Raw genomic sequence first — 12,143 nt, forward strand, 5'->3', positions numbered from 1 at the left:
ATATATGCGCGGCAACGCATATATAGCAAGACCTAGAACCAGCGGCTCCAGAAGCGGGTCAGCGAGTTGCCCGCGCTGGCCAGCAGGTGTGGCACCCCGGAGAAGTCGAAGAACCAGGCGGTCAGCGCGTAGAGCCATTGGCCGACCGCCGGGGCCAGCAGCAGGAACAGCAGGATGAACACGCCGTACTGTTTGGCCGGCGCGACGGCGCGCTGCGTCTCGGGGCTCAGGTGCGGTTCCACGGCGTCGTAGCCGTCCAGGCCCGGGATGGGCAGCAGGTTGAGGATCACGGCCATGATCTGCAGAAAACCCAGAAACGCCACGCCCGCCCACAGCACCCAGTGCTCCGGGTCGAACAGCAGCCGGGTCAGCGTCAGCAGCAGCACCGCCAGCAGCAGGTTGGCCGCGGGGCCGGCCAGGCTGACCAGGGTGCGGCGCGTCGGCGACATGAACCAGGTGCGGACGTACACCGCGGCGCCGGGCAGGCCGATGCCGCCGAGCGCGATGAACACCATCGGCAGCAGCAGCGAGAGCCCGGGGTGGGCGTAGCGCCGCGGATCCAGGGTCAGGTAGCCGCGCACTTCCTGGTCGTGGTCGCCGAATCGCCACGCGGTCGCCGCATGGCCGAATTCGTGCAGGCACAGCGACACCAGCCATCCGCCGATCACGAAGATGAACACCCCGGCGTAGGACATCGGCCGCACGCTCGTCCCGGCCAGCCAGGCCAGCACACCGCCGACGGCCGTCAATGCGACCAGTGCCAAGAAGATTGGGCTGGGTCGCACCGATGCGTGCCCGTGTGAGTCCACCGGTCGAAACTACCGGACCAGCAACCAACCTTCGATGTGACGGTAGAACGTCGATCGTCGCGCGGCGCGCGGTGCGGCGATGCCGTCGCGGACCACGACCACGCCGGTGCTGCCCAGCTGCGCGGCGCGGCCGGCGACCCACCGGCGCCACCGACCGTGCACCGCGGCCCGCAGGCCGGGGACGGCCAGCGTCGGCTCGATGTCGACGCCGGGGACGTCGCCGTCGAACAGCTGGGTGTCGTCGACGACGGCCTCGCCGTGCAGCTGGTTGCGGTCCGCGGGTGGCAGCCAGCCGGCCCGGCCGACGATCACCGCGCCGGTCTCGTCGCGCACCAGGGTGACGCGTCCGGCCGTGCCGCGTCGGGCCCGCCGGGCCGCCCGCCGTCTCGTCTTCAAGCGGTAGATGCGGGTGGCGGCTGTGCGGCGGGCCGGCACGTAGGCCACTTCGACGTCGAGCCGGTCGGCGCGCAGCAGCCGGCTCAACACGACGGCCAGCTCGGCGTCGCCGCCGACGACGACCAGCCTCCGGTGCGGCCCGATCGCGGCGTCGACGTCGGCCGGGCTCTCGACCCGATGGAGGGGCAGGCCGTCGAGCGGACCGGGCGCTCGCCGGTCTCCGAAACACAACACGGCCATGTCGGCCGTGTCCGCGGCGATATTCATGGACTCCTCGCGACCTGCTGGGCTCGGGTTGAATTGCCTGGTTCCTCAGCGGGCCGCAAGCCGCCCGCATCGTCGCCAGGCTCGGGTTGAATTGCCTGGTTCCTCAGCGGGCCGCAAGCCGCCCGCATCGTCGCCAGGCTCGGGTTGAATTGCCTGGTTCCTCAGCGGGCCGCAAGCCGCCCGCATCGTCGCCAGGCTAAGGTGGGTCCCCGGCTGGACCACAATAAGCAGGCGAGACCAGGCGGGAGCATGTCATGCCGGCAATCGTCCTCATCGGCGCCCAATGGGGTGACGAGGGTAAAGGTAAGGCAACTGACCTGCTTGGTGGGCGCGTGCAGTGGGTGGTGCGTTACCAGGGCGGCAACAACGCCGGACACACGGTCGTGTTGCCGACCGGGGAAAACTTTGCGCTACACCTGATCCCGTCGGGAGTGCTGACCCCCGGCGTCACCAACGTCATCGGCAACGGGGTGGTGATCGATCCCGGCGTGCTGCTCGACGAGCTGAGGGGCCTGGAAGATCGCGGGGTCGACACCTCGCGGCTGCTGATCTCGGCCGACGCGCACCTGCTGTTGCCCTACCACGTCGCCATCGACAAGGTGACCGAGCGCTACATGGGCAACAAGAAGATCGGCACCACCGGCCGCGGCATCGGGCCGTGCTACCAGGACAAGATCGCCCGCCAGGGCATCCGGGTCGCCGACGTGCTCGACCCCGAGCAGCTGGCCCACAAAATCGAGGGCGCGCTGGAACTCAAGAACCAGATCCTGGTCAAGATCTACAACCGCAAGGCGCTGGATCCGCATCAGGTCGTCGACGCCCTGCTGAGCCAGGCCGAGGGATTCAAGCATCGCATCGCCGACACCCGGCTGCTGCTCAACACCGCGCTGGAGGCCGGCGAGACCGTGCTGCTGGAGGGTTCGCAGGGCACGCTGCTCGACGTCGACCACGGCACGTATCCCTATGTGACGTCCTCGAATCCGACCGCGGGCGGCGCGGCCGTCGGGTCGGGCATCGGCCCGACCCGGATCACCACCGTGCTCGGCATCCTCAAGGCCTACACCACCCGGGTGGGCTCGGGTCCGTTCCCGACCGAATTGTTCGACGAGAACGGCGAATACCTGTCCAAGACCGGCGGCGAGTTCGGCGTGACGACCGGTCGCCGGCGCCGCTGCGGCTGGTTCGACGCCGTCGTCGCGCGGTATGCCACCCGGGTGAACGGCATCACCGACTACTTCCTGACCAAGCTCGACGTGCTGTCCAGCCTGGAAACCGTGCCGGTGTGCGTCGGCTACCGGGTCGACGGTGCGCAGACCGACGAGATGCCGATGACGCAGCGCGATCTGCACCGGGCCGAACCGATCTACGAAGAGTTGCCCGGCTGGTGGGAAGACATCTCCGGGGCGCGGGAGTTCGACGACTTGCCCGCCAAGGCGCGTGACTACGTGCTGCGTTTGGAAGAGCTTGCCGGAGCACATGTTTCGTGCATCGGCGTCGGGCCGGGCCGGGATCAGACCATCGTGCGCCGCGACATCCTGGCGGCGCGCCGGTGACCGATCGCAAGCGCGGCGAAGCCGGGCGCAGCGGGTCGCGAACCGACCAGTCTTTGACCGACCCTGATCCCAAAGAACTAGACCCCGAATACGAACACCACGGCGGCTTCCCGGAATACGGCCCCGCCACCCCCTGCCCCGGATTCGGCCGGTTCGTCGAGGCCATGCGCCGGCTGCAGGACCTCGCCGTCTCCGCCGACCCGGCCGACGACGTCTGGGACGACGCCGCCGATCGGGTCGTGGCACTGACGGAGCTGCTGGGGCCGTTCCAGGCTCAGGTGGAGGGCCAGGCGCCGGCGGGCCGCGCGCCCGACCTGCCCGGCATGGGCAGCCTGCTGCTGCCGCCATGGACGCTGACCCGCTACGGGGCCGACGGCGTCGAAATGACGGGCCATTTCACCCGCTTTCACGTCGGCGGCAACTACGCGGTGCACGGCGGCGTGCTGCCGCTGCTGTTCGACCACATGTTCGGGATGATCTCGCACGCCGCGGGCCGCCCGATCAGCCGCACGGCGTTCCTGCACGTCGACTACCGCAAGGTCACGCCGACCGACGTTCCGTTGCTGGTGCGCGGGCGGGTCACCAGCACCGAGGGCCGCAAGGCATTCGTCTCCGCCGAACTGGTCGACGCGCGCGGATCGCAGGAGACGCTGCTGGCCGAGGGCAACGGCCTGATGGTGCGGCTATTGCCGGGCCAGCCCTGACGCGCTCGCCCGTAGCATTCAACTGTGAGCGAAGGACAGCGCGAGACCACAGCCGGGCCCCGGGTGATGTTGCTGGGTTCCGGCGAACTCAGCCGCGAGCTGGCGACGGCCCTGCGACGCCTCGGCGCGGAGGTTCATCAGCACTCGGACATGGACACCGTGTCGGGGGCGATCGACCGGCTGCAACCCGACTTCGTGGTGACCGCCACCGGTGGCGTCTCGGCTGCCGCCATCGAGGCGCTCGCGGCCCGGGCCGACAACGACCGCATCGAATTGGTGCCCAACCTGCACACCGTCCGGTTGACCAACGACCGCGAGGGCCTGCGCCGGCTGGCCGCCGACCAGCTGGGCCTGCCGACCGCGCCGTTCTGGTTCGTCGGATCGGTCGACGAACTCAAGGCGGTGGCCGCGCACGGCGGGTACCCGTTGCTGGTCGAGGCGCTGGGCGGCCCGGCCGGCCGTTCGGTTGTCTCGGGCCCCGCCGACGTCGAGCCCGCGTGGCGGCGCGCGGTGGGGGAAGCCGGGCGGCAGCGTGTGTTGGCCGAGACGGTGGTCGAGGTCGAGTTTTGCGTCACGCTGCTCGCAATCCGCAGCGAGGGCCCGCACGGGCCGGCGATCGAGTTCTGTTCGCCCATCGGGCATCGTCGCGCCGAACCCGACGTGCTGGAATCCTGGCAGCCCCAGAAGATGAGCCCGGCCGCCCTGGACGCCGCCAAATCGATCGCCGCGCGCATCGTCAAGGCCCTCGGCGGCCGCGGCGTTTTCGGCGTCGAGCTGATGATCAACGGCGACGAGGTGTACTTCGCCGACGTGAGTGCCGTTCTGCCGCAAAGCACCTGGGTGACGTTGCGCAGTCAGCGGATCTCGGCGTTCGAGCTGCAGGCCCGGGCGATTCTCGGCCTGCCGGTGGATGCGCTGATGATTTCGCCGGCCGCGGCGCGAACCAGCCACCCGGCCGCCACCGCCGAGGCGTTGACCGCGGCGCTGGCCGTGCCGGAAAGCGATCTTCGCGTATTCGATGCCGGACCGGGCCCGCGGCGCGGTGTCGCACTGGCCACCGCGCCGGACGTGGCGACCGCGCGGGACCGGGCCCGTGACGTGGCCACGGCGGTGGGCTCGGGCCGTTAACTAGACTCCCGAGAATGAGCTACGCAGGAGATATCACGCCGCTCGAGGCATGGAAGTTGCTCAGCGACGACCCCAAAGCCGTGCTGGTCGACGTGCGCACCGATGCCGAATGGCGGTTCGTCGGGGTGCCCGATCTGTCGAGTCTTGGACGCGACGCGATCTTCATCGAGTGGAACACCTCGACCGGGCACAACGACAATTTCCTGGCCGAACTGAAGGACCGGCTCCCCGCGGAGTCGGGACCCGTGGTCTTCCTGTGCCGCTCCGGCAACCGCTCCATCGGTGCGGCCGAGACCGCGACCGAGGCCGGCATCGAGCCGTCCTACAACATCCTGGACGGGTTCGAGGGCAATCTCGACGCGCAGGGCCACCGTGGCGAAACCGGTTGGCGGGCAGTCGGATTGCCCTGGAAGCAGCAATGAACCAGTCGGTCCGCACTCCGAAGGCACTGCCCGACGGCGTCGGCCAAGCCACCATCGGTGTGCGCGGGGGGTTGCTGCGGTCGGAGTTCGACGAGACCGCCGAGGGGATGTTTCTGACCTCCGGCTACGTCTACCCGTCGGCGGCCGCGGCCGAACAGTCGTTCTCGGGCGAGTTGGATCGCTTTGTCTACTCGCGTTACGGCAACCCGACGGTGTCGATGTTCGAGGAGCGGCTGCGGCTGATCGAGGGCGCGCCGGCGGCGTTCGCGACGGCCAGCGGCATGGCCGCGGTGTTCACCTCTCTGGGCGCGCTGCTGGGCGCCGGCGATCGGTTGGTGGCCGCGCGCAGCCTGTTCGGATCGTGTTTCGTGGTGTGCAACGAGATCCTGCCGCGCTGGGGTGTCCAGACTGTCTTCGTCGACGGCGACGACCTCGCCCAGTGGGAGCAGGCGCTGTCGGTGCCCACCCAGGCAGTGTTCTTCGAGACGCCGTCCAACCCGATGCAGTCGCTGGTCGACATCGCCGCGGTGACCGAACTGGCGCATGCCGCGGGAGCAAAAGTGGTGCTCGACAACGTCTTTGCCACACCGCTGCTGCAGCAGGGCTTTCCGCTCGGGGTCGACGTGGTGGTGTACTCCGGCACCAAGCACATCGACGGCCAGGGCCGGGTGCTCGGTGGTGCCATCCTCGGCGGCCAGGAGTACATCGACGGCCCGGTCCAGAAGCTGATGCGGCACACCGGCCCGGCGATGAGCGCATTCAACGCCTGGGTGTTGCTGAAAGGCCTTGAGACACTGGCGGTTCGGGTGGACTACAGCAATGCGTCGGCACAGCGCATCGCGGAGTTCCTGGAGAGCCACCCGGCGGTGCGCTGGGTGCGCTACCCGTATCTGGCGTCGCACCCGCAGTACGACCTGGCCAAGCGCCAGATGTCGGGCGGCGGCACGGTGCTCACCTTCGAGCTCGACGCCCCCGGCAGTGCCAAGGAGCGGGCCTTCGAGGTGCTGGACAAGCTGCAGCTGATCGACATCTCCAACAACCTCGGCGACGCGAAATCGTTGGTCACTCATCCGGCGACGACGACGCACCGGGCGATGGGGCCGGAGGGTCGCGCCGCGATCGGTCTGGGCGACGGCGTGGTGCGGATCTCGGTCGGCCTGGAGAACACCGACGACCTGATCGCCGATATCGACCGGGCGTTGAGCTAGCCCGCTCGCTGTTCGGCCGCTTGTTTTTCGGCTTGGGCCATCGCCTCTTGCGTCTGCGCTTCCATCCAGTTGGTCACCACCCTGGCGTACATCATCTGGCTGGTGATGGCCATCTGGCCGCGTCCGTCGCCCAAGAAGGTGATGAACCACGCGATGACCGTGGTGAATCGGTTCTTGAAGCCGACGAGATACAGCAGGTGTAGCCCCAGCCAGGCCAGCCAGGCGATGAAGCCGCCGAACTCCAGCTTGCCGACCTGCGCGACGGCGCTGAATCGCGAGATGGTGGCCATGCTGCCCTTGTCGAAGTAGGTGAAGGGTTTGCGGGTGGCCGGGTCGTCCGTGCCCTTGACCATGTGCTTGATCAACGTCGCGGCGTAATGCGCGCCCTGAATCGCGCCCTGTGCCATCCCGGGCACGCCTGCCACCGACATCAGGTCGCCGACGATGAAGACGTTCGGGTGACCCTTCACGGTCAGGTCGGGCTCCACGACCACCCGTCCGGCGCGGTCGACCTCGGTGCCCTCGGACTGGTCGGCGATGATCTTGCCCAGCGAGCTGGCCTGCACGCCCGCCGCCCACACCTTGCACGCGCATTCGATGCGGCGCTTGGTGCCGTCCTTCTCCTTGATCGTGAGGCCCATGTAGTCCACGTCGTCGACCATCGCGTTGAGCTGGACCTGGACGCCCATCTTCTCCAGCCGCTGCTGCGCCTTGAGACCCAGCTTCTCGCCCATCGGCGGCAACACCGCGGGTGCGGCGTCGAGCAGGATCACATGGCAGTCGCGAGGCTCGATGGTCCGGAACGCGTCCTTGAGGGTGCGGTGGGCCAGTTCCTGGATCTGCCCCGCCACCTCGACGCCGGTCGGGCCCGCTCCGACGACGACGAACGTCAGGCGGCGCTGGCGCTCGACGGGATCGTCGGTGAACTCGGCGGCCTCGAACGCGCCGAGGATTCGCCCGCGCAGTTCCAGGGCATCGTCGATCGTCTTCATGCCGGGCGCGTACGTCGCGAACTGGTCGTTACCGAAGTAGGACTGCTGCGCGCCGGAGGCCACGATCAGGCTGTCGTACGGCGTCACGGTCTCCATGCCCATCAGCGTCGAGGTGACGGTGTTGGCCGCCAGGCTGATGTCGGTGACCTCGCCCAGCAGCACCCGCACGTTTTTCTGCCGCTGCAGGATCAGCCTGGTGGCCGGCGCGATCTCGCCTTCGGACAAAATGCCGGTCGCCACCTGATACAGCAGCGGCTGGAACAGGTGAGTGGTCGTCTTCGAGATCAGGGTGACGTCGACGTCGGCGCGTTTGAGCGCCTTGGCCGCATTCAGCCCCCCGAACCCGCTTCCGATGACGACGACGCGATGGCGCGACATGATTCTCCTTCGGGTCGTTCGATCCGTCTGGCCTCTACAGTCTCCGCAGCGCAACTCCACCGTACGACTTCGCCGAGATGAACGTTCAGTTGTCGGCGTGTGCGCTCGCGCTGATCGGCCTCATGCGAACCGAGGCGCGGGCGGCGGTTAGCCTGCGCCCGTCATTGTCTGGTCGCGGAGGACGCCGGCTTCCTCGGCAGAAACGCAACGGGGAAACACGTCAGCGCGACCAGGAAGACCGCGACCACGAACACTACGAAATAGGCGCGGGATAAATCGTGGAGTACTTCGCTCGGGAAGTCGGGAGCAAGGGCTCGACGGGGTAGGGCGGCCGGGTCGACTGGTACTCCGAGCCGGGCGGCATTCTGGCGCAGGATCGCGATCTTGGTTGCAGCGGAAATGTTTTCGCTGCGATTGAACTCGTTGGTGAGGATCACCGACATCAATGCGGTCCCCACGGACCCGGCCATCTGCAGATTGACGGTGATCAGCGTCGAACCCCGCGCGATCTGATGCGCAGCCAAAGCCTGCACCATTGACCCGGATAGTGGCATCATGGTGCAGCCCATGCCCATGCCCATGATCACCAACCCGGCCAGCAGCGTGGGCAAGTAAGCCGCCTGTGTGGCGGCGCCGTAGGCGAAGGTGCCCGTGCCCGCGCCGATCAGCGTGATGCCGACGAACACGACCTTGCCCGGACCGCGTTTATCCATGAACGTTCCGGCCAGCGGCATGGTCCCCATGGCACCGAGTCCCATGGGGATCATGTGTATCCCGGACTGCAGCGGTGTCTGGTACAGCACCTGTTGCAAGTAGCTCGGCAACAACACCCATGCGCCGAAAAACGCGATGGCGAATAACAACATCGCCGAGTTCGCGATCGCGACCACGCGATTCTTGAATAGCCGCAGGTCCACGAGCGGATGATCCGCACGGTAGAGGGCATGAACGACGAACCCGGTGATCAGTACCAGACCGATCACCACCGGAATCCAGACGTGGCGGTCGGCAACGTTGCCGACGTCCGGGATGCACGACACCCCATACAAAAACGTCGCCACGCCAGGCGACAGCAGCGCCATGCCGAGGAAGTCGAAGGTTTTCGACGGCGTCGAGTGATCTTGCGGGAATACGATCGCCGCAAGCACAAACGCGGTCAGGCCGATCGGCAGGTTGATCCAAAAGATCCACTGCCAGCTATGGGTATCGATGAGCCAACCGCCCAGGACCGGCCCGCCGATCGGGCCGAGCAGAGTCGGGATACCCAGCACCGCCATCAGGCGACCTAGCCGCTTCGGGCCGGCCGCGCGCGTCATGATCGTGAACGCCAGCGGCACCAACATGCCGCCCCCAAGGCCTTGCACCATCCGAAATGCGATGAGTGAGGCGATGTTTGGGGCGGTCGCGCACAGCAGTGAGCCGAAAGCGAACGCCAGCACCGATCCCATGAACAGTCGCTTGGTGCCGAACCGGTCGGCCGCCCATCCCGCGAGCGGGATGACGGTGGCCAGCGCCAGTGTGTAGCCGGTCGTTGTCCAAGCGACGACCGCCTGGGTGGAATGGAATGCGGTGATGAAGGTGCGTTGCGCGACGCTTATGACGGTGACGTCCAGGTTCGCCATCACCGAGGCCAGCACGCACACGCCGGCGATCCGAAACAGCGCGGCGTCCAGCTTGTCGGGATCGATATGTGCACCGGCGCCCGATTGCCCGCTGGAGGCGGCGGGCACCGGGGTGTCGGCCGCAGGGTCGCACTCCCGTCGCCACGACGTGTTCGAACCGGGCACCAGCAGCCCAGTGCGATGGATTGACACGGTTCCTCCGTAGTTAAGGTCGGGGCGCAAAACGTCAACGGCATAGCCGTCCCGGGCAGACGAGGGCCGCTCACTCGAGGCGGCCATGCAACCTGGATTCTTCCGGTCGACGGGGTCCAGGTCGCCACCGCTGGCACCCGTTTCGAACCCGCCGCCAGCTTCACTTGGGCATACCTGCTACCTGCAATTACGCTCCCACTATCGCGTGGTGTCCTCAGCGAAGGGATCGACGTGACCGTGCAGCCAGGTTTGCGGGTCGTGCTAGCCGATGACGATGTGTTGCTGCGGGAAGGGCTGGCCAGCCTGCTGACCCGTTCGGGCTATCACGTGGTGGGCCAAATCGGCGACGCCGTGGGCCTTGTGGAACTGGTCCGTGCCGAACAGCCGGACCTGGTGATTGTCGACATCCGAATGCCGCCCACCGGCACCACCGACGGACTCGATGCGGCGACCGCCATCCGCGCGGAGATGCCGAGTGTGGGGTTGCTGGTTCTGTCGGCCCACGTCGTGGTTGAACACGCGCTCCAGCTACTGGCCAGCGGGCGCGCTGTGGGGTATTTGCTGAAACCTCGGGTTGCCGACGTCGCTGACTTCCTCGATGCGCTCGAGCGGATCGTCGACGGTGGATCGGTGGTCGATCCCGGTCTGATTCGCGAATTGGTAGCCGCGGGCGAACGCAACGATCCACTCGACGCGCTGAGTTCACGCGAGAAGGAAGTGTTGGCCCTGATGGCAGAGGGACGCTCAAACGCCGGCATTGCGCGGCGAATGTGGCTGGCAGAAGGCACGGTCGAAAAGCACGTTCGCAGCATCTTGACGAAATTGGGCCTGCATGAGGCCCGCGACGATCACCGTCGCGTCCGGGCGGTCGTCACTTTCCTAGAGGCTCGCTGACTGGCGATCACGGTGACCACGGCAAGACCACAGATACCGGTCCGGTTGAGGTCGATGCTGCTGTCACGAATACCACTGCCCGCGGCGCCGGGGATTGCGGTAGCAGCCGGATTCATCGCGGTCGAGACGGTCGTGCTGCTGCTACTCAAGAAGCTCACCGGCACCGACAACGCCTTCGGCGTCTTGTATCTGATCGGCGTCTTGGTCATCGCAACCGGCTGGGGTGCCGGCATGACCGCCGCGATGGCGGTGATAAGTGCGATCGCGTACGCGCATTTCCGTCGTTGGCCCGACCATGGCCCGGTGCTAGCCCAGGTTCAGGACTGGGTCTTTTTCTTCGTCGTCGCCGTCGTCGCGCTGGTAGCGCACGCCTTGGCGCGTACCGTACGAACCCGTGCGGCCGACGCAGAGCAACGCCGGCAGCAAGCCGAGGCGAGCCGCGAGGCGCTCACCGCCCTGGCCGATCAACAAGCTGCGTTACGCCGGGTCGCGACACTGGTGGCACGCAGAACCCCGGCATCGGAAATCTTCTCGGCGGTGGCGGATGAACTCGCACGATGCCTCGCGGTGACCGACGTGTCGCTGTGGCGCTATGAACCCGACAAGACCGCCACACTCATGGCCGCGCACGACTATCCGGGGCAGACCCAGCGGAAGCCAGTCGGCAGTCGCTGGCCCGTAGATGGCGAGAACATCATCGCCGCGGTGGCTGACACCGGCCGGCCTGCCCGTGTGGATGACAACGAAAATTTGGTCGGTGCCATCCCCACGCTCATCCGCGGGCTGGGGTTGCGCGCCGGGGTCGCAACGCCGATCTTCGTCGAACGCCGGTTGTGGGGCGCTGCGGTGGCCGGATCTCGCGAGGCGCGACCACTGCCGCCGGACACCGAGCAACGGCTCGGCGAATTCACCGAGCTCGTCGCCACCTCCATCGCCAATGCCGAAGCCCAGGCCGCACTGACAGCTTCCCGCGCCCGCATCGTCGCCGCCGCCGACGATGCTCGCAGGCGACTGGAGCGCGATTTACACGACGGTGCGCAGCAACGGCTCGTGTCTCTGGCGCTGCAACTGCGCTCCATCGAGGCCCAAGTGCCCGCCGAACTCGAGCCGCTCAAAGCACAAATGTCCGACGCCGTAGCCGGCTTAACCGCGGCGTCGGCAAATCTCCGAGAGATCGCCCGTGGCATCCATCCGGCGATCGCATCCAGCGGCGGTCTCGGTCCGGCCCTCAAGGACCTTGCCCGCCACTGCCCCATCCCGGTCAAGGTCCGCGTTGAACTGAAGGCGCGATTCTCGGAATCGGCCGAAGTCGCGGCGTACTACGTTGTCGCCGAGGCGCTCACCAACGCTGCCCGACACGCGCACGCGTCCGGGGTGGAGATCGACGCCCACACCAACGGATCGGATCTGGTGCTTTCCGTTCGCGACGACGGCGCCGGGGGTGCCGACAGCAACAACGGGTCGGGACTCATCGGCTTGATCGACCGAGTGGAAGCGCTCGGTGGCCAGTTGAGCGTGCTAAGCCCGCCGGGCGGCGGCACCACGCTGCGGGCCACGATCCCCTCTTCGGCCTGAATG

At 67.5% G+C, this 12,143-nt stretch carries 11 protein-coding genes; 7 read left to right on the plus strand and 4 right to left on the minus strand.

Features of this window, described 5'->3' with window-relative positions; all coding sequences use genetic code 11:
- Positions 1-32: 32 nt before the first annotated feature.
- Complete coding sequence (locus tag BN973_RS05025; protein WP_036466365.1) at positions 33-809, minus strand: site-2 protease family protein; 777 nt, start codon at positions 807-809, stop codon at positions 33-35.
- A gap of 9 nt (positions 810-818) precedes the next feature.
- Positions 819-1,472 (minus strand): hypothetical protein, encoded by a 654-nt coding sequence (locus BN973_RS05030; RefSeq protein ID WP_036466366.1) that lies wholly within the window; start codon positions 1,470-1,472, stop codon positions 819-821.
- 254 nt (positions 1,473-1,726) lie between these two features.
- Here BN973_RS05030 and BN973_RS05035 point away from each other — a divergent pair, with 254 nt between their 5' ends.
- From BN973_RS05035 to BN973_RS05055, 5 genes are all read left to right on the plus strand, one after another.
- Positions 1,727-3,025 (plus strand): adenylosuccinate synthase, encoded by a 1,299-nt coding sequence (locus BN973_RS05035; RefSeq protein WP_036466368.1) that lies wholly within the window; start codon positions 1,727-1,729, stop codon positions 3,023-3,025.
- Positions 3,026-3,078: 53 nt separating this feature from the next.
- Positions 3,079-3,729: a PaaI family thioesterase gene (locus BN973_RS05040; protein WP_036472052.1), complete on the plus strand. Its 651-nt coding sequence runs from the start codon at positions 3,079-3,081 to the stop codon at positions 3,727-3,729.
- Positions 3,730-3,795: 66 nt separating this feature from the next.
- The gene (locus tag BN973_RS05045; RefSeq protein WP_036466370.1) at positions 3,796-4,857 is read left to right on the plus strand and encodes an ATP-grasp domain-containing protein; all 1,062 of its coding nucleotides are present in this window, start codon (positions 3,796-3,798) and stop codon (positions 4,855-4,857) included.
- Between the two features lie 14 nt (positions 4,858-4,871).
- Positions 4,872-5,279, plus strand: a complete 408-nt coding sequence (locus BN973_RS05050) for a rhodanese-like domain-containing protein (RefSeq protein ID WP_036466373.1) — start codon at positions 4,872-4,874, stop codon at positions 5,277-5,279.
- Positions 5,276-6,487, plus strand: a complete 1,212-nt coding sequence (locus BN973_RS05055; protein WP_036466374.1) for an O-succinylhomoserine sulfhydrylase — start codon at positions 5,276-5,278, stop codon at positions 6,485-6,487. The genes BN973_RS05050 and BN973_RS05055 overlap by 4 nt, the downstream gene beginning before the upstream one ends.
- On the opposite strand, the gene BN973_RS05060 is transcribed toward BN973_RS05055, so the two are convergent.
- Positions 6,484-7,857, minus strand: a complete 1,374-nt coding sequence (locus tag BN973_RS05060; protein ID WP_036466376.1) for an NAD(P)/FAD-dependent oxidoreductase — start codon at positions 7,855-7,857, stop codon at positions 6,484-6,486. The genes BN973_RS05055 and BN973_RS05060 overlap by 4 nt on opposite strands.
- A gap of 161 nt (positions 7,858-8,018) precedes the next feature.
- The gene (locus tag BN973_RS05065; RefSeq protein ID WP_051641534.1) at positions 8,019-9,587 is read right to left on the minus strand and encodes a DHA2 family efflux MFS transporter permease subunit; all 1,569 of its coding nucleotides are present in this window, start codon (positions 9,585-9,587) and stop codon (positions 8,019-8,021) included.
- 315 nt (positions 9,588-9,902) lie between these two features.
- On the opposite strand from BN973_RS05065, the gene BN973_RS05070 reads away from it, so the two are divergent.
- Together BN973_RS05070 and BN973_RS05075 are read left to right on the plus strand one after the other, a co-directional pair.
- A complete protein-coding gene (locus BN973_RS05070) occupies positions 9,903-10,565 on the plus strand; it encodes a response regulator (RefSeq protein ID WP_407067563.1) in 663 nt (220 codons plus the stop codon).
- Positions 10,566-10,619: 54 nt separating this feature from the next.
- A complete protein-coding gene (locus tag BN973_RS05075; protein ID WP_139830161.1) occupies positions 10,620-12,140 on the plus strand; it encodes a GAF domain-containing sensor histidine kinase in 1,521 nt (506 codons plus the stop codon).
- Positions 12,141-12,143: the final 3 nt, after the last annotated feature.

Source organism: Mycobacterium triplex (assembly GCF_000689255.1).
GTDB lineage: Bacteria > Actinomycetota > Actinomycetes > Mycobacteriales > Mycobacteriaceae > Mycobacterium > Mycobacterium triplex.

Bases quoted from the DNA above. Each gene is read 5' to 3' on its own strand.
- BN973_RS05060 (WP_036466376.1), bottom strand. From the start codon at position 7,857: ATGTCGCGCCATCGCGTCGTCGTCATCGGAAGCGGGTTCGGGGGGCTG.
- BN973_RS05045 (WP_036466370.1), top strand. From the start codon at position 3,796: ATGTTGCTGGGTTCCGGCGAACTCAGCCGCGAGCTGGCGACGGCCCTG.
- BN973_RS05055 (WP_036466374.1), top strand. From the start codon at position 5,276: ATGAACCAGTCGGTCCGCACTCCGAAGGCACTGCCCGACGGCGTCGGC.
- BN973_RS05050 (WP_036466373.1), top strand. From the start codon at position 4,872: ATGAGCTACGCAGGAGATATCACGCCGCTCGAGGCATGGAAGTTGCTC.
- BN973_RS05075 (WP_139830161.1), top strand. From the start codon at position 10,620: ATGCTGCTGTCACGAATACCACTGCCCGCGGCGCCGGGGATTGCGGTA.
- BN973_RS05030 (WP_036466366.1), bottom strand. From the start codon at position 1,472: ATGAATATCGCCGCGGACACGGCCGACATGGCCGTGTTGTGTTTCGGA.
- BN973_RS05035 (WP_036466368.1), top strand. From the start codon at position 1,727: ATGCCGGCAATCGTCCTCATCGGCGCCCAATGGGGTGACGAGGGTAAA.